Here is a 16,520-nt window from a genome sequence, read left to right on the forward strand (position 1 = left end):
CGCAAGGTCCTGTCCGGCGGATCTCGGGGGGCAGGTCCATGCTTCGGCTCGCGGCCGCCGAGTGGGTCGCCCGGCTGCAGAAGGCGGCCGCGAGCACAAGAAGCCGGCCCGTCCGGCACGCCCGAGCGGGCCCCCGGAACGCCCCTGGCCGGCGGCCAAGGCACGCACCGGGCCATGCACGGCTCCCGGATGGTCACCGTCGCCGGGGGAGAGAGGGGCGCATCGTCTACGGCTCCAACTCCTGTGCGGAAAAGAGCCTCACGGCCTATCCGACCACGGGCAGGCTCCCGGCCAAGGACCTGATCTGCCACGTACCGGCCGGGCAGCAGGAGAAATCCGGCGAGCGGTAAACGGCGGCGGTCAGTCAACGGCACGATCGGGTCAACTTTCTGATGATCTGACAGAATCTGCCCAGGCATTTGCCTGGTGCATTGGAGCGAACTCCATTCCCGAAACACGAGCCGTGATATCCGACGCAACATCACTTGTGCTGATCTGTGTCTGTCACATCCGGCACACACTGAGGGGGTCGCCGTCGTGGGGCCCTGTCTGCCTTTAGCAGTGAAAGGTGCATGTTCGTGATTCGAGAATCAAACGGGCGGAACCGCGGAAAGCGGCGGCTGCGCGCGCTTTCCGCGCTGGGCGCGGTCGGTATCGTCGCCGGGCTCGCTTCCAGCCTGCCGGCGTCACCGGCCGGTGCCGTCCCGGCCCCTGCGGCGGCCGTCGCGCAGAAGTACCCCAACGGGGACCCCGTTGCGTGCGACGGAAAGGTCTACGTCTCGTTCGGTGACCCGAACCAGCTGTACACCGCCGAAAGAGGGGCCGGAACGGTCCAGTTCACGCCGCTGGGCGACCCGACGCCGTTCCTCTACAACGCCATCGGGGTGAACCCGCGCGATCGCTTCCTCTACGGCACCACGTTCGGCACCGGGAACAACGAACTGGTCCGCTTCGACGGCAATGGCGACTCCACCAACCTCGGTGCCATCTCCGGTCTGCCGCCGGCCCTCTACATCTCGGGAACGTTCGACAAGGAGGGCAACTACTACGTCCTCGCCGACAACACGGGGGAGATCTACCAGATCGACGTCACCTCCCGCTCGGTCACGAATGTCATCAACGTCCCGGAGCTGGCCGACCCGGAGCTCGACGTCTTCGACATCGCGTTCCGTGACGGATTCCTGTGGGGATCGACCGACGACGGTGCCATCACGCGGATCGACATCGCCAATGAGAGCGTGGCCTTCTTCCCGGGTGTTCTTCCGGGGGGTGAGGACTTCGGCGGCGTCTTCACGTACGGCAATGGCGATCTCGGATTCTTCCGCAATTCCGGACAGCTCATCCGGGTACACGTGAAGAACGCGACCGGTTCCAACCCCCGGTTCACCGTACTGTCCACGCAGACCACGACCCCGGCGACGAACCTCGACGCCACCTCCTGCTTCCTCGACTCGTCCGCCGACCTGGCGGTGCGCAAGCACGGCACCAAGAGCGTCGAGGCGGGCGGCCAAGTCACGTACCGCATCACCGTGAAGAACGAAGGGAAGGGCGACTCCTCCGGCTGGTCGCTGACCGACGACCTCCCGGCGAAGATCCTGTCGCCCACCACGCCGACCGAAGGGTGCGACATCACCGACGGCCTGCTCTCCTGCACGGGAGGTCCGCTGGAGAAGGGCGACCGCGTGGAGATCGAGGTGACCGGCACCGCGGCCAACGTTTTGAAGCCGACCACCGTGAAGAACACCGCCAGGGTGTTCGGCGACGACGCGGACCCGCACAAGGACAACAACACGGACACCGCGTCCACCCGCGTTCTGCCGGGGGACGGCGCCTAGGTCGTTTCCTTCGGAATCCGCTGCAAGGCCTTGACCCGGGGACGTACCGAATCCTCCGCCTCGTCGGCACGGTTCGGCGAGGGTAAGGCCGCAGCAGCCGGCTGACCGTGTCCGTCCGGCGGGCCGGGGTTCCACCCGTGGGTGGGACCCCGGCCCGATGTCATGTGGCATGACCGAGGCGCGGATGACGGCCGTGCACGAGGCCGGGCGCCGGCTGCGGCATGCCGGGCGAGGATTCCGCCGGCCACCGGGGACTCGTCGTCGGGGTGGGCGAAGACACCCATCATGCTCGGCACGGTCACGGGTTCTCCAGGGCGACGGATGGGGGGTTCCTTGCGTCGGTGACCGTGGTGCAGGGACCGTGCAAGAGCACCACGGTGCTCTCCGCGGCGTCGACCCGCTCGGACCGCTCCCAGCCGTCGGCGAGCGTGTCCAGCTCGGCGTCGTCGAGGCAGATGGAGCGCAGGTCTTCCGGCATCCTGGCGGCGTGCGGGGTGATCACGCACAGCGTTCCGTCCGGGCCCAGGAGGGCGCCGAGGGCGGCGACGACGCGGGTGCGGTCGGGCAGGTGGGCGAGGGCCCGGCAGACGGTGATCAGCGCGTACCCGTCGGCCGGAGTCAGAGCGGTGAGGTCGCCGTCGGCGATGTCGAGACAGTGGAAGGCGATCTCCGGCGGGGAGACCTCCCTCGCCCGGTCGATGGCGGCGCGCGCGTAGTCCACCGCGTCGACCCGGTAGCCTGCCTCGGCCAGCAGACGGGCCAGTTCCCCGGTCCCGCAGGCCACGTCCAGGGCTCTGCGACCCTCTGCGTCGGCTTGCAGCCGCAGGTGCTCGTCCAGCACCGCCCGCACGGCACCGGTCATCGGCCGGAAATCCTTCCCGGCCTCGTAGTGGCGATGCCAGGCCTCAGCGGAAAGCGTCACAGGGTCCTCCACGATGGGTCAACGACTCGATCAAGGATGGGTGTTGGTGTGTAGCCGCGCTCGGCGACCTCCGGGTCCCGGAAACTGCGTCGAGTGGGCGCTGGGCAGGGGCCCGGCCGCTCTCCAGCGCCCGACCCGCCGCTCACCGACCGACTGCCGTCGGTGTGGAGGCGCATCCCGACGACGGTGAGGACGGCGCTCATGCCCCGCCTCCCGCGACCGCGCCGCCGCGCCGTGTTCCGGCGTTGTCCGGCGGGGTCGTGGGGACCGCCGCGTCCACGCTGCCGGTCGGGGCAGGCAGGGGTGTGGTGTTCATCGGCTCGACGGAGCTCGCTCGGGGGACGGGGGGAGGTGCGGGCATGGCCCGCAGCGCGCGGACGGGGGAGAAGTACAGGACCGCGCAGGGGACGACCAGAGCGGGAGCGCCGACCGCGAGGGCGGTACGGACGCCGAACCGACTGCCGATCCCCCCCGGCGCCCCTGCCTAGAGTGGGCGGATGAACGAGATAGAGATCGTGGCCGGTCAGGGCGAGTGGCGAGGCGGGTTCGAGGAGCGGGTGCTGGCCGGGTACCGGGCCGCCGGGTGCTCGGAACCGCTGGCCCAGGCCCTGCTGGAACGGGCGGTGAAGGGAATCGACGACTGGACGGTGGCCACGGACGGCGCCGGGTGGATCGCGGTCGGGGTGACGGAGGACAACGGGGCGACCGTGGGGCGGATCCACGAGCTGACGGTGCCGCAGGGGCGCGAGTGGGCCGAGCGGTGGTGCGTCGAGCAGGGCGCGCAGCGGGTGGAGGTCCGGCTCATGGGCGGGGCGGGAGCGTTCGCCGACTACCCCGTACGGGGGCAGATCCGGATGCGTGCCGTGGCCGAGCAGCCGGAGCTGCCGCCGGGCCTGACGGTCCGCCGGCTCACCGAGGAGGAGTATCCGGGCTGGTATGCCGGTGAGGAGGCCGCGTACATCGCGGACATCGTCCGGGCCGGAGCTCTGACCCCGGAGCAGGCCAAGGCGAAGTCCGACGAGGACTTCGCCCGCTACCTCCCGCAGGGATACCTGACCCCGGGTCACGCCTTCTACGCGATGGAGGCCGACGGCCAAGTGGTCGGCACCGGCTGGGTGAACCACGGCTTCCTGCCGGGCGTGACCTTCGGCTTCTCCCTGGAGGTGTACGAGGAGCACCGCGGCAAGGGCTACGGCCGGGCCGGGATGGCGGTCGGCGAGTGGGCCACCCGGCAGGGCGGCGACGAAGCGATGATGTTCAACGTCTTCGGCGGCAACGAGGTCGCGATGAGCCTGTACGACAGAGTCGGGTTCGCCGTGCTGGACGAGTACCGCTCGATCGACCTCTAGTGCTGTGACCGGCAAGGTTCACCGGGTCGCGACGCCAACCCTTTCCGGCCACAGCACTGGCGCTGCCGTCGGCGTACGTGGTCATGTCGGGGCCTATGCGTACGGCGCCGCACGGACCGCCGGGCGGGCGGCGCCCGTAGGGTGGTGAAACCGCCGTACTAGGCGGGCAGCAGCGAGCACTTGGCCTCATCCATCGGGCGCGGGGCGGTCATCTCCTCGGGTGCACGCGCGTGCCGTCACCGGAGGAACCGGCTAGCAGGGCCGCGGCCGCGGCCGCGTAGAGGGCGGCTCCCGTGGCCAGGGCGTCCTCGTCGAAGACGACGCGGTTGGAGTGGCAGTCGGGGGCTTCCGCGGGCGCGATGCCGGGCGGGCGTGCACCGAGGAAGCCCATCGCGCCCGGCACCCGCTGCAGGATGTAGGAGAAGTCCTCGGCGCCCATGAACGGCTCGGTCAGATGGTGGACCCGGTCGGGCCCGAGGAGCGTGGCCGCGCCGGCTTGGAGGGTCGCTGTGCACGAGGCGTCGTTGACGACGGGCGGGTAGCCCTCGGTCAGGGTGACGTCGGCGTGCGCCCCGTGAGCGGCGGCGACATGGTGGGCGACTCGGGTGATGCCGTCGCGTACCAGCTCCCGGGCGGTGGGGGAGAGGGTACGGAAGGTGCCGCGGATCTCGGCGGTCTCGGGGATGACGTTGGCCGTCGTGCCGGCGTGGATCGAGGCGACGGTGACCACGGCCGGATCGAAGACGTCGACGGTCCGTGTGACCATGGATTGCAGGGCCTGGACGATCTCGCAGGCGACGGGGACGGGGTCGAGGGCCCGGTGAGGCGCCGAGGCGTGTCCGCCACGGCCGCGTACGGTCACGTGAAGGCCGTCGGAGGCGGCGAAGGTGGGGCCCGGCCGCAGGTGGAAGGTGCCGCTGTCGAAGCGCGTGGTGATGTGCAGGGCGAACGCGGCCGCCACTCCGCTGCCGTCGGCGGTCTCCAGCACTCCCTCGTCGATCATGTGCCGGGCGCCGCCGCCGGATTCCTCCGCGGGCTGGAACATGAAGACGACGCGGCCCGCCAGTTGTGAGCGGCGGGCCGCGAGCAGCCGGGCGGCCCCGACGAGCATGGCGGTGTGGGTGTCGTGTCCGCAGGCGTGCATGGCGCCCGACAGCCGGGAGGCGAAGCCCAGACCGGTGTCCTCGTCCAGGGGCAGCGCGTCCATGTCGGCGCGCAGCAGGACTGCCGGACCGGGCCGGCCGCCTTCGAGTGTGGCGGTGACAGAACTCAGGCGGGAGCCGGTGGCCAGGTCCAGCCCGAGCCCGCCCAGTGCCTCCAGCACGGCCTGCTGCGTGCGGGGCAGATGCGTGCCCAGCTCAGGGAAGCTGTGGATGCTCCGGCGCAGCGCCACGATGCCGGGCAGGGTGGCGTGCGCCTCGGCCAGCAGCCCCGCGAAGTCCCCCTGGGGCGCGCTGTCGCTGCCTGCTGCCGTCACCGCGCCACCGCCACCACGTCCCCCGCCGGCGGGAGCGCGTTCGGGTACGGGGCCTGGCAGGTGTCCGGCTCGGCGAAGCTGCCGGCCAGCGGGGCGACACGCACGGCATCTCCTCCACGAGAACGGGTCATGCGGCGACTGTCATGTCTGCCCCGCATCCCGTGTCGCCACGCCGATGCCCCTCTCGGCGGCGACAGGTGGCGACAGGTGGCGACAGGTGGCGACAGGGCGGTGACGCGCCGGGCCCGGTCGCGGACAGCAGCCGCCCCCCGGCGTCATGCCGGGGGGCGGGGGAGGGAACCCCGGACGACCGGGCAGCGCGGTCTCCGTGTTCGGGACTGCTGCGTCGTCGGGTTCAGCGAGTCGCGAGCAGCGTGAGCGTGTCGATCACGCGGTTCGAGAAGCCCCACTCGTTGTCGTACCAGGCAACCACCTTGATGTGGCGGCCGTCGACGCGGGTGAGGGCCGAGTCGAAGATCGACGAGGCCGGATTGCCCGTGATGTCGGACGACACGAGCGGGTCGTCCGAGTACTCGAGGACGCCGGCCAGCGGTCCCTGCGCCGCGGCGCGGTACGCGGCCAGCACGTCGTCGAGCGTCACGTCGCGGGCGACGGTCGTGTTGAGTTCGACGATCGAGCCCACCGGAACGGGGACGCGGATCGAGTCGCCCGAAAGCTTGCCGTCGAGGTTCGGCAGTACGAGGCCGATCGCCTTGGCGGCGCCCGTCGTGGTCGGCACGATGTTGACGGCGGCGGCGCGGGCGCGGCGGGCGTCGCGGTGCGGGCCGTCCTGCAGGTTCTGCTCCTGGGTGTAGGCGTGCACCGTCGTCATGAAGCCGTGCTCGATGCCGGCGAGCTCGTCGAGTACCGCTGCCAGCGGCGCGAGCGCGTTCGTCGTGCACGAGGCGTTCGAGACGATGGTGTGCAGGGCCGGGTCGTACGCGTCGTTGTTGACCCCGTAGGCGAGCGTGACATCGGCGCCGTCCGACGGCGCACTGACGAGGACCTTCTTCGCCCCCGCCTTGGTGTGGGCCCGGGCGGCCTCGGCCGACGTGAAGCGGCCGGTCGCCTCGAGCACGATCTCGACGCCGAGCTCGGCCCACGGCAGCTGCTCCGGCTCCCGCTCGGCGAGCACCGTGATCCGGCGGCCGTCGACGACCAGGGCGTTCCCGTCGACGGTCACCGGGCGGCCGAGCCGTCCGGCCGTGGTGTCGTAGGCGAGCAACCGTGCGAGGGTCGCGGGTTCCGTGAGGTCGTTGACGGCGACGACCTCGAGGTCGGTGTCACGTTCGAGCAGTGCGCGCAGCACGTTGCGTCCGATGCGGCCGAATCCGTTGATGGCGATGCGAGTCATGAGCGGTGTCCCCTTCTGTTCGCCATCAGGTTCGCCCGCGGCATCCGCCCGTGACAGCGGCGAGATTGCCATGGTTCGAAAGTATCTCGCCACGTGGGTGGCGGGCTACCTGCCCTTGGTGAAGGTGCGCCGGTACTCGGTCGGGGTGGTGCCGAGGATGCGCTGGAAGTGCAACCGCAGGTTTGCACCGGTGCCGAGGCCGACGTCGGCGGCGATCTGCTCGACGCTCCGCTGCGAACGCTCGAGCAGCTCACGGGCCATGTCGATCCGGGCGCGCATGACCCACTGCATCGGCGTGTACCCCGTGTCCTGGGCAAAGCGCCGGGAGAACGTGCGGGGCGACACCGCGGCGTGCTCGGCGAGCGCCTCAAGAGTGAGAGGCTCGCCGAGACGGTGCAGCGCCCACTCGCGGGTGGCGGCGAACCGCTCGCCGAGCGGTTCGGGCACCGTGCGCGGCACGTACTGCGCCTGGCCGCCACTGCGGTAGGGGGCCGCGACCAGGCGCCGGGCCGCGTGGTTCGACGCGGCCACACCGAGATCGCGGCGCAGAATGTGCAGGCACAGGTCGATGCCCGAGGCGGCGCCGGCCGAGGTCAGCACGCTGCCCTCGTCGACGAACAGCACGTTCTCGTCGAGCCGAACGAGCGGATGCTTCGCCATGAGCGCCCGTGTGTAGTGCCAGTGGGTCGTGGCGCGCTTGCCGTCGAGCAGGCCCGTGGCGGCGAGCGCAAACGCGCCCGTCGAGATGGCGGCGAGTCGCGCGCCCCGGTCGTGGGCGGCGATCAGCGCGTCGATCACGGCCGGTGGCGGGTCGTCGCGGTCCGGGAACCGGTAGCCGGGGACGAAGACGATGTCGGCCCAGGCAAGTGCGTCGAGCCCGTGGGACACGTAGTACGAGAGGCCGTCGCCGCCGGCCACGAGGCCGGGTGCCGCGCCGCACACGCGCACCTCGTACGGCATGCTCGCCCGGCTCGTGAAGACCTGCGCGGGAATGCCGACGTCGAGCGGTTTCGCACCGTCGAGCACGAGGACGGCGACGCGATGCAGACGGGAAGCGGACACAGGACAGAGGGTACGCGGGCTGTCGAAAGCACCAGGTCAGTGGCCTGGCGGTCCGAGCGGGCGAGGTGGCGTCCCGGGGTCTTCCAGGCCACGCCTGTCGGCCGGCCCGCACGGCCGACAGGCGACCCGGCTCCGCCGGAGTCCGTAGTCGGCAGCCCACTGGGTGATGACCTCGGTGGTTCTGCGGCGTGGCTGCTTGCCTCGATGCGGATGCGGGGCGTGTCATGTGTTCGGTCCCGTGAACGCCCGGCCGCGTGAGGGAAGAAGCCCTCGCAGCTCCCTCGCCTGGGACCGGCTACGAGCATCGCCTGCTCGCCCACCCGGCACGGGCGTGGGTTTCGCCGCGTCCGGACCGCCGGGCACGCGCGGAGGACGGCCGAGACGAACATCCGGTGCCGATGGTGAGGGAACCATGGTGAAACTTCCCGCACGCCGTTCCCTGCTCGCGGCCGGGGCCGGCGGATCGGTCGCGGCCGTCATCTCCGCGGCCTTCCTGCTGCGGGGCGGCCCCGGGGCGCAGGGACCGGCGCCGCCCTCCACCCCGCCCGCTTCGTCGGCCTCCGGGACCGCCTCGCTGCGCACCGACCTGACCGTGCGCAGCCGGCTGCTCGGCAGGGACGTCCCCTACAGCCTCTACCTGCCCGCCGGGGTGACCTCCGCGCCCCGGGGCGGCGGGCCGGACGGCGGGATCCCGCTGCTCTTCCTGCTGCACGGCGCGAGCGGGAAGCACACCGACTGGGTCGTCAAGGGCAGCATCGTGCCGACCCTGGAACGGGCCATCGCGGCGGGCCGGATCCCGGCGTGCGCCCTCGTCATGCCCGACGCCCGGCGCGACCCGAACAATCCAGGGGGAGGCCAGGACGAGACGTTCTACATCAACGACGCCGGATCGGGCGTCGACGCCCTGCGCTACGAGGACATGTTCGTGTCGGAGTTCGTCCCGGCCGTCGAACAGGCCCACGGGCTGGGCGGCCGGGCGGAGAAGAGGGCCGTCGCCGGGCTGTCCATGGGCGGCTACGGCGCGCTGATGTACGCCCTTCGGTACCCGGGCCTGTTCGGCGCCGCCGCCGGGCTGAGCACGGCACACTTCACCGACGAGGGCTACCGCGTGATGCCGATGGAGGAGTGGAACCGCTTCTACGGCCATGCCTTCGGCCGGGACCTGGCCGGATCCGCCCGGCTGACGGACCGCTCCCGGGAGTACAACCTGGCCGACACCATCCGGCGCACCGCGCCCGACCGGCTCCGGCGCACCCGCTACCGCCTCGCCTGCGGGACCGAGGACACCAACTACCTGCCGGGGACCCAGGATCTGCGCACCGTGTTCGCCGCCCGCGGCGTGGACGCCGAGGTGGTCCTGGAGCCGGGCACCCACGGCTGGTCGTACTGGAGCGTCGCGGCGGAGGGGATGCTGGACTTCCTCGGGCGGCAGCTCGGTTGACCCCGGTCAGAGGCTCTCAACGTGTCGTTCATCCGTCTCGGGGTTCTGTGGCTGATGGAGCCGGGCTGCCCTGATGAGATGGACGACTTGCTTGCGCAGACAGTCGAGCGCGAGGAGATCTGCCGATCTCTGGGCAGCGGGCGAGGCGAAGCCGGCCAAGTGGGAATGGCCGCGGACGCCTTTTGAGGGGGCAGCAAAAAGCGTTGCGTGGGACGCACGGCGGCTGCATGATCCCCGGATGGACGACACGCCGAGCCGGTTCCCGGTTTCTCTGCCAGCCCTGCGTGCTGCGGCGCGCGAAGCGGGCTTCGCCATGTCCTGCGAGGAGCGCACCGGCAGCTTGCTGGCCCTCCTCGCGGCTGCCCGTCCCGGTGGCCGCATCCTCGAACTCGGCACGGGTGTGGGCGAGGGCACCGCTTGGCTCCTCAGCGGGATGGACGGCGCCTCTTGTCTGGTCACGGTCGAACTGGACGAGGCTGTGCAGAAGGTCGCCCGCGAGCAGTTGGGGTCTGATCCACGGGTGACCTTTGTGGCCGGAGACGGCGCTGAATGGCTGCAGACCTACGACGGGGAACCGTTCGACCTGGTGTTCGCAGATACCTGGCCCGGCAAGTTCACGCACCTGGAACGGACCTTGGAACTCGTGGCCCCCGGCGGAACCTACTTGATCGACGACCTCTTGCCGCAGCCCGGTTGGCCTGAGGGCCACGGCGCTGCGGTCGAGCGCCTGCTGACCGACTTGGAAGAGCGCGAGGACTTTCGCTCCGTCCGCATGTCCTGGGCGACCGGGCTCCTCATGGCAGTGCGGTCAGCCAACGCCGGAAATGCACCGCTCCGCTGAGAGACAGACTGTCGTCGGCGACACACCGGTGGTCGGTCATCGAACACGTCTGACAGCATGACGTGATGGAACGCATTCGACAGACTGTCAGCTCGGGGTCACCGCTGGAACCGCAGATCGGCTTCTCGCGGGCGGTGCGAGCGGGCAACCACGTAGCGGTCGCCGGCACAGCCCCCATCGGGGATGACGGCTCCACCGTGGGGCCAGGTGACGTCTATGCGCAGACGGTGCGGTGTCTGGATATCGCCGAGCGTGCCCTGGAGCTGGCCGGGGCATCGATGGAAGACGTCATACGAACGCGCATCATGCTCACCGACGTGGCCCGGTGGAAGGAGGCCGCGCGAGCGCACGGTGAACGGTTCGCATCCATCCGGCCTGTGTTGACGGTCGTTGAGGTCTCCCGCTTCATCGACCCCGCCTGGCTGGTCGAGGTGGAGATCGACGCTGTTCTCGATTGAATCGCTTCAGATGTTCTGTTCGCTGGTGCACCGGACTGCTTTCCGTCTGCGGGGATGCGCTCGGTCCAGGTGATCTTCTGGACTCGTTTCGACTTTGCGGACACCCCTAAGGGCTGTCCCGTAATCCCCGGCGGGCGCACGACGCCAGCTACGACACCTCGCTGCGTTGTCGGGAACGCCCGAATACGCCCAGTATGGGGGCGCCCCTCCGCCTTGCGATGCACCGCATCTGACGCCGTGCGCTGATCCACCGGGGATTACGGGACAGCCCTTAGGTGCTGCGGGGCCCCGTCGGCTTTCGGGGTGGTTCCCAGCCGTGTGCAAGCATGTCGAAGATCGCCTCGACGGCGGCTGGGCGGTCCTGCCGGCCCCGAGCGAGGAGCGGGATCTCCAGCACGAATCGAGCGAGAGCCACACATGCGAGGTCGTCGTGGTCCACGCCGACCTCGTCGGCGATGGCCGCACTGAGGCTGTCGGTGTGCCGGGTCCACATGCGTTCGGCGTATGCGCGGAGCGCGGGCGTGGACTCCACCAGGCTGAGGAACTCGGCACTCTGCGGATGCGCCGCGATCGGCAGCCAGGTGTCGAGGGCGTGCTGCCGGAGAGCGTCGAGGATGCTCTGACCGGCGGCTCGCTGCCGCACCGCGGCCACCAGTTGCGACTCCCGGTCCTCGTCCTGGTCGAATACCAGCGCTTCCTTGCCGGTGAAGTGCTTGAACACCGTCGTCGTCGACACGTCGGCCGCGTCGGCGATGTCACGGATGCTCACCTGATCGTATCCGCGCTCCAGAAAGAGCTGCAGTGCGGCGTCGGCGATCGCTTGCCGGGTGGCCGCCTTCTTGCGTTCGCGGCGGCCGGGAGGAGGCACGGTCATGACGTGAGCATAGCCAATGGTTGCATCAAGAGAAAAGTTGACTCATTGCACTTTTCTACTTGGTCTGCTCTTCTGGATTCCGCGACCACCTCTGCGAAGCGCGTCCGAGACCGAGCTCAGCGCCGGCCGGCCACCCAGCGCCCCTCCTCGCCGACCGAAGGGAACAACCGTGGAATCCCCGGAACCCGCTCACTCCAGAATCAGCATCATCGGTGCCGGACCCGGCGGACTGACCTGCGCCCGCATCCTCCAGCAGCGCGGCCTGGCAGTCACCGTCTACGACCGTGACCCGGGCCCCGACGCCCGCGACCAGGGCGGCACCCTCGACCTGCACGCCGACAACGGCCAGATAGCCCTGCGCGAGGCCGGCCTGCTCGACGAGTTCTTCGCACTGGCCCGCCCCGAAGGGCAGGAGATGCGCCAGATGGACCCGGCGGGCACGATCACGTTCCATCAAGTCCCGGAGGCCGACGAGCTCTTCAAGCCGGAAATCGACCGCGGCCAGCTACGCGACCTGCTGCTCGACTCCCTGCAGCCCGAAACCGTGCGTTGGGGCCACGCTCTCGAGATGATCAGCGGCCCCACCGACGGCCCACGGCAGCTGCACTTCGCCGACGGCACGACCATCGAGACCGATCTGGTCGTCGGCGCCGACGGTGCCTTCTCCCGGGTACGCCCGGCCGTGTCCCTCGCCGTCCCCGAACACACCGGGGTGAGCTTTCTGGAGGCATGGTTCTCCGACGTCGAGAACCGGCACCCCGACATCGCCGAGCTGGTCGGCATGGGCAGCGCCGCTGCGGCCGACGGCGACCGCGGACTGTTCGCCCAGCGCAACAGCGGAAACCACATCCGCGTCTACCTGATCCGGCGAGCACCGGTCGACTGGATCACCGCGGCCGGCCTCACCGCCGACGGCACCGACGGAATCCGCGCCCTGCTGCTCGACGAGTACGCCCACTGGTCACCCCGTATGCGCCGGTTGATCACCGACAACGAAGGCTGCTTCGTCGACCGCCCGCTCTTCGCCCTCCCGGTCCCGCACACCTGGGAACCCAGCCCGACGGTGACCCTGCTCGGCGACGCCGCCCACCTGATGCCCCCGCTCGGCGTCGGTGTGAACCTCGCCATGCTCGACGCCTGCGAACTCGCCCTCGCTCTCGCGAACGCCGCCACCGTCGGCGACGCCGTCCGCACCTACGAGAAATCCATGCTCCCCCGATCCACCGAGATGGCCAGGGCGCTCGAAGGCGCCGCCGAGCACCTGCTGTCCGGCGATGTACCCGGCTTCGGCAACGACAACGCCCAGCCCGATGATCCGAACGACACGGCATGAACGTGACGACGGAGGGCGCGCCGGTGTTCGGGGCGGGCCCGGCCGCCCGTCGGCGCCGACGACGGCCATCCACCACCGGCCGACCGGAACAGCTTCTGCTTCCTTGATCACTTCGCGGCCCACTCCCGGATGATCAGTGATAACTTTTTCAGGCCTTGTTTCAACAACGTGTCAACACCCCGTCCGACCCGCACCGTTGAGGAAGAGGATCGTGAAGCCGTCAGTGGAAAGCGCCCCCGGACAGACCGAGCTGGTGCACAGGGAGTTCGCCCGACAAGCGAGCACTTTCGAGGACTCGCGGCTCAACGGCGCCTTCACGATGCACCTGCGGCGTCTCGTCGACTTCATCGCACCCGACGCGGACGCGGTCTGCCTGGACTCCGCCTGCGGCACGGGTATCGTCGCCCGCGCCCTGGCCCCGCGGGTCCGCCAGGTCACCGCCCTGGACACCACGCCGGAGATGCTCGCGCAGGGCAAGGCACAGGCGGACGCGGAAGGCGTCGCCAATCTCGTGTTCCAGCAGGGCGACGCGGCCCGGCTGCCCTTCCTGGACGGCTCCTTCCCTCTGGTCGTGACGCGCTTCTCGCTGCACCACGTCGCCTCCCCCGAGCGGGTCGCCGCCGAGCTGGTGCGGGTATGCCGCCCCGGCGGGCGGGTCGTCGTCGCCGACATGGTGGCGCGCCCCGATCTGCCCGGCGACGCCGACCGGCTGGAGCGGCTGCGCGACCCCTCGCACGGCACGCTCCTCACCGCGGACCACATCACCGGCCTGCTGACCTCCGTCGGCGCCGCCGCCGAGCGCGCCGACGTCTTCGACGTGGTACGGCCCCTCGCCCCGTGGCTGGAGCAGTCCCTCACCCCCGACGACACCGCGCGCGCCATCGAGCGGGAGCTGATCGCCGAGCTCGACGGCGGGCCCGCGACCGGTCTGCGTCCGCTGCGCAGGGACGGCGAGCTGTGGTTCACCCAGACCTGGGCACACCTCGCCGTACGGACAGCCGCATGACGATACGTCAGCTCACCCCGGCTCCCGACCGCTTCTTCGACGGCATCGCCGGCGCCGACGGCGCGTGGCGCCCCGTACGGCCCTTCTTCCTCTCCGCGGACCGGTTCCGCGAGATGGGCGAGCTCACGCTGCGCGCGAGCCGCCTCGTCCTGGACGCCTGCCGCCGCCGCGCCGCCACCGCCGGCGAGCTGCGGCGCGCCCTCGCCGTACCGGCGGGCCGATGGCCGCTGCTCGGCGACGACGAGCCGCTGGGCGACCACCTCCTGGCGGCCGTGCGCCCGGACATCCTCGTGCAGGGCGGCACGCCCAAATTCGTCGAGCTGAACATCGACAGCGCCTTGGGCGGTGCCTCCCACGCCGCGCTGCTCGGCGAGCGGTTCCTCGCGCTGTACCGGGACACGCACGGGCTGAGTGTGCCGCCGTCGGCCGTGGACACGAGGTCCGAGGCGGTACGCACCACCCTCCGCCTCACGGACGGCGCCCGCGTGGTCGTGCCCGCCTTCTCCGCGGGGGCCACGCCCGGTCTTGAGGACCTCGCCGCGTTCACCGCGTGGATGCGTCCGGTGTGCGAGAGCGCCGGGCGGCAGGGGCTGGACGCGGTGACGTATCCGCTGGACCGGCTCGCCACCGACGAGAGCCGGCGGCTGCTCGTGGACGGGCGGCCCGTGGACGCCGTACTGCGGATGTTCGTCAGCCACAGCCAGCCGCCGAGCGCGGGTATGGAGGCTCTGGTACGGGCCCTTCGGGCGGGCACGGTCCGCATGTTCACCTCCGAGGCGGCCATGCTGCTCGCGCACAAGCTGACGCTGGCCTGGCTCTGGCAGGACGCCGATGAACTGCCGTCAGCCGACCGGGACTTCATCCATCGGCACATCCCCTGGACCTGTGACGCGGGCGACCGCACCGCCAGGCCGTCGGAGCGCCGCGCGGAGCTCGTGCTCAAGCCGGCCGACGGCTACGGCGGCAGCGGGGTCGTCCTCGGCGCCGCGGTGGGCGACGAGGAGTGGCGGGCGGCGCTCGACCGCGCCGCGCGGGACGGCGGGCACATTTTCCAGGAGTACATCGCCGGGGACCTGGTGCCGCTCGACTTCCGTCATGCGCCCTCCGGCGAGATACGCACCGCCGAGGTCCCCTACGTCATCGGCCCGTACGTCTTCGGGGGGCAGCCATCCTCCGTGCTCGTCCGGCACGGCACGCCCGACGGCGGCACCGTACTGAACGCCCGGCACGGCGCGTTCCTCAACACCGCACTGCTCACGGTGACGCATGACGACCTCTGCGACCTCTGACCGCGGCGGGACCGGTGCCGCGGCTTCCGACGGCATACGACTCGACCGCCGGTTCCGGATCTTCCAGTCGGCGGTGCTCTCCTCCGACCTCGCCGACGGCGTCTACCGCGTCGCCGTACCCCTGCTGGCCCTGCAGCTGACCCACTCGGCCCTCGCGATCAGCGCGGTGGGCGTGGCGATGCGCATGCCGTGGCTGCTGGTCACCCTGCCGGCCGGAGTGGTGGTCGACCGGTACCACCCGCATCGCGTGATGCGCGCTGCCTCCTGGCTGCGGATGCCGCTGGTGCTGCTGCTCGGCGTGGCCGCGTTCACCCATCACCTCTCCGTGTGGGCGCTGGCGCTGGGCGCGTTCGCGGTCGGGGCCGCGGGCACCGTGGTGGACATCGCCGCGCAGTCGCTGGTGCCCCGCCTGGTGAACGGAGCCGCGCTGCCGCACGCCAACGCGAGTCTGCAGTCCGTGCAGACGGTGATGGCGCAGTTCCTCGGGCCCGCCCTGGGCGGCGTCGTCGCCGCGCTCGGCGCGGGCGGCGGCATCGGCTCCGCGGCGGTGCTGTACGTGGTGACCCTGCTGGTCCTCGGCGGTCTGCGGGTGCCCGGCGACGGGCCCGCCGCCGAAACCCGCGGCGGCTCGCCGAAGTCGGTGCTCGCCGACCTACGGGAAGGCCTCGGCCACTTCCGGCGCCGCCGCGACCTGCTGCACCTGGCCGCGGTCACGGCCTGCGTGAACCTCGCCTACGCGGCCGCGATCACCATCCTGCCGCTGTGGGCCATCGCCCCGGGCCGCCTCGGGCTGCCGTCCTGGGCTTACGGCGTGCTGCTCGCCGCACCGGCGGTGGGCGGCGTGCTATCCGGGCGGTTCGCGGCGAAGGCCCTGACGCGGTTCGGCGGCGGAGGCGTCCTGCGCGTCTGCGCGCCCCTGGTCGGCGTCTGCTACATGGCGCTCGCGATCCCGCACGTCGCGGTGGCCGCGGTGGCGCTCACCGTCTCCGGGGCCCTGCTGATGGCGATCAACGTCATGAGCGTCACCTACCGTCAGTCCTCCATCCCGCCCGAGCTGTTCGGGCGGGTCAACGCCGCCTATCGCTGGATCATCTGGGGCGTGCTGCCGCTCGGCTCGCTGGTCGCGGGCGTGCTGGCCGACGGGCTCGGCGCGCCCTCGGTGTTCCTGTGCACGGGCGCGCTCGCCCTGGCGACCGTGCTGCTGCGGGCGCCGCGGCTCACCGAGGACGTGGCCACCGCGACGCCGGAGGCCTCGCCCGCGACGCCCTCAGGATCGTAA

14 protein-coding genes are annotated in these 16,520 nt (G+C 71.1%); 9 read left to right on the forward strand and 5 right to left on the reverse strand.

The window, feature by feature from the left end:
* Positions 1-578: 578 nt before the first annotated feature.
* Positions 579-1,835, forward strand: coding sequence for a DUF6923 family protein (locus ACGFYQ_RS32760; protein ID WP_393749813.1), 1,257 nt, complete (start codon positions 579-581; stop codon positions 1,833-1,835).
* Positions 1,836-2,133: 298 nt separating this feature from the next.
* Here the strand turns inward: ACGFYQ_RS32760 and ACGFYQ_RS32765 are convergent, their stop codons facing one another.
* Positions 2,134-2,757 carry a class I SAM-dependent methyltransferase gene (locus ACGFYQ_RS32765; protein WP_393749814.1) on the reverse strand — a complete coding sequence of 208 codons (624 nt, stop codon included), beginning with the start codon at positions 2,755-2,757 and terminating at the stop codon, positions 2,134-2,136.
* A 497-nt stretch (positions 2,758-3,254) separates the two neighbouring features.
* On the opposite strand from ACGFYQ_RS32765, the gene ACGFYQ_RS32770 reads away from it, so the two are divergent.
* Positions 3,255-4,106: a GNAT family N-acetyltransferase gene (locus ACGFYQ_RS32770; protein ID WP_393749815.1), complete on the forward strand. Its 852-nt coding sequence runs from the start codon at positions 3,255-3,257 to the stop codon at positions 4,104-4,106.
* Positions 4,107-4,314: 208 nt separating this feature from the next.
* Here the strand turns inward: ACGFYQ_RS32770 and ACGFYQ_RS32775 are convergent, their stop codons facing one another.
* The 3 genes from ACGFYQ_RS32775 to ACGFYQ_RS32785 form a co-directional block, all read right to left on the reverse strand.
* The gene (locus tag ACGFYQ_RS32775; RefSeq protein ID WP_393749816.1) at positions 4,315-5,583 is read right to left on the reverse strand and encodes a M20 family metallopeptidase; all 1,269 of its coding nucleotides are present in this window, start codon (positions 5,581-5,583) and stop codon (positions 4,315-4,317) included.
* Positions 5,584-5,938: 355 nt separating this feature from the next.
* Positions 5,939-6,937: a type I glyceraldehyde-3-phosphate dehydrogenase gene (gap, locus tag ACGFYQ_RS32780; protein ID WP_393749817.1), complete on the reverse strand. Its 999-nt coding sequence runs from the start codon at positions 6,935-6,937 to the stop codon at positions 5,939-5,941.
* A gap of 105 nt (positions 6,938-7,042) precedes the next feature.
* Positions 7,043-7,999 carry a GlxA family transcriptional regulator gene (locus tag ACGFYQ_RS32785; RefSeq protein WP_393749818.1) on the reverse strand — a complete coding sequence of 319 codons (957 nt, stop codon included), beginning with the start codon at positions 7,997-7,999 and terminating at the stop codon, positions 7,043-7,045.
* A gap of 412 nt (positions 8,000-8,411) precedes the next feature.
* Between ACGFYQ_RS32785 and ACGFYQ_RS32790 the strand changes: the two genes are divergently transcribed.
* The 3 genes from ACGFYQ_RS32790 (at position 8,412) to ACGFYQ_RS32800 (ending at position 10,739) form a co-directional block, all read left to right on the forward strand.
* Complete coding sequence (locus ACGFYQ_RS32790) at positions 8,412-9,440, forward strand: alpha/beta hydrolase (protein WP_393749819.1); 1,029 nt, start codon at positions 8,412-8,414, stop codon at positions 9,438-9,440.
* Positions 9,441-9,678: 238 nt separating this feature from the next.
* A complete protein-coding gene (locus ACGFYQ_RS32795) occupies positions 9,679-10,281 on the forward strand; it encodes an O-methyltransferase (protein ID WP_393749820.1) in 603 nt (200 codons plus the stop codon).
* Between the two features lie 65 nt (positions 10,282-10,346).
* The gene (locus ACGFYQ_RS32800; protein ID WP_393749821.1) at positions 10,347-10,739 is read left to right on the forward strand and encodes a RidA family protein; all 393 of its coding nucleotides are present in this window, start codon (positions 10,347-10,349) and stop codon (positions 10,737-10,739) included.
* A gap of 271 nt (positions 10,740-11,010) precedes the next feature.
* Here the strand turns inward: ACGFYQ_RS32800 and ACGFYQ_RS32805 are convergent, their stop codons facing one another.
* The gene (locus ACGFYQ_RS32805; RefSeq protein ID WP_393749822.1) at positions 11,011-11,613 is read right to left on the reverse strand and encodes a TetR/AcrR family transcriptional regulator; all 603 of its coding nucleotides are present in this window, start codon (positions 11,611-11,613) and stop codon (positions 11,011-11,013) included.
* A 169-nt stretch (positions 11,614-11,782) separates the two neighbouring features.
* Here ACGFYQ_RS32805 and ACGFYQ_RS32810 point away from each other — a divergent pair, with 169 nt between their 5' ends.
* From ACGFYQ_RS32810 to ACGFYQ_RS32825, 4 genes are all read left to right on the forward strand, one after another.
* Positions 11,783-12,946 carry an FAD-dependent oxidoreductase gene (locus tag ACGFYQ_RS32810; RefSeq protein WP_393749823.1) on the forward strand — a complete coding sequence of 388 codons (1,164 nt, stop codon included), beginning with the start codon at positions 11,783-11,785 and terminating at the stop codon, positions 12,944-12,946.
* Between the two features lie 211 nt (positions 12,947-13,157).
* Entirely contained in the window at positions 13,158-13,952 is a 795-nt protein-coding gene (locus ACGFYQ_RS32815; RefSeq protein WP_393749824.1) for a class I SAM-dependent methyltransferase, read from the forward strand.
* The gene (locus ACGFYQ_RS32820; RefSeq protein ID WP_393749825.1) at positions 13,949-15,241 is read left to right on the forward strand and encodes a hypothetical protein; all 1,293 of its coding nucleotides are present in this window, start codon (positions 13,949-13,951) and stop codon (positions 15,239-15,241) included. Before ACGFYQ_RS32815 ends, ACGFYQ_RS32820 begins: the two co-directional genes overlap by 4 nt.
* Positions 15,219-16,520, forward strand: coding sequence for an MFS transporter (locus tag ACGFYQ_RS32825; protein WP_393749826.1), 1,302 nt, complete (start codon positions 15,219-15,221; stop codon positions 16,518-16,520). The genes ACGFYQ_RS32820 and ACGFYQ_RS32825 overlap by 23 nt, the downstream gene beginning before the upstream one ends.

The sequence above is a fragment of the Streptomyces sp. NPDC048258 genome, from assembly GCF_043201995.1.
Taxonomy (GTDB): domain Bacteria; phylum Actinomycetota; class Actinomycetes; order Streptomycetales; family Streptomycetaceae; genus Streptomyces.

Coding starts and splice junctions, on each gene's coding strand:
- ACGFYQ_RS32825 (WP_393749826.1), top strand. CDS start 15,219: ATGACGACCTCTGCGACCTCTGACCGCGGCGGGACCGGTGCCGCGGCT.
- ACGFYQ_RS32790 (WP_393749819.1), top strand. CDS start 8,412: ATGGTGAAACTTCCCGCACGCCGTTCCCTGCTCGCGGCCGGGGCCGGC.
- ACGFYQ_RS32770 (WP_393749815.1), top strand. CDS start 3,255: ATGAACGAGATAGAGATCGTGGCCGGTCAGGGCGAGTGGCGAGGCGGG.
- ACGFYQ_RS32820 (WP_393749825.1), top strand. CDS start 13,949: ATGACGATACGTCAGCTCACCCCGGCTCCCGACCGCTTCTTCGACGGC.
- gap (WP_393749817.1), bottom strand. CDS start 6,937: ATGACTCGCATCGCCATCAACGGATTCGGCCGCATCGGACGCAACGTG.
- ACGFYQ_RS32805 (WP_393749822.1), bottom strand. CDS start 11,613: ATGACCGTGCCTCCTCCCGGCCGCCGCGAACGCAAGAAGGCGGCCACC.
- ACGFYQ_RS32795 (WP_393749820.1), top strand. CDS start 9,679: ATGGACGACACGCCGAGCCGGTTCCCGGTTTCTCTGCCAGCCCTGCGT.
- ACGFYQ_RS32800 (WP_393749821.1), top strand. CDS start 10,347: ATGGAACGCATTCGACAGACTGTCAGCTCGGGGTCACCGCTGGAACCG.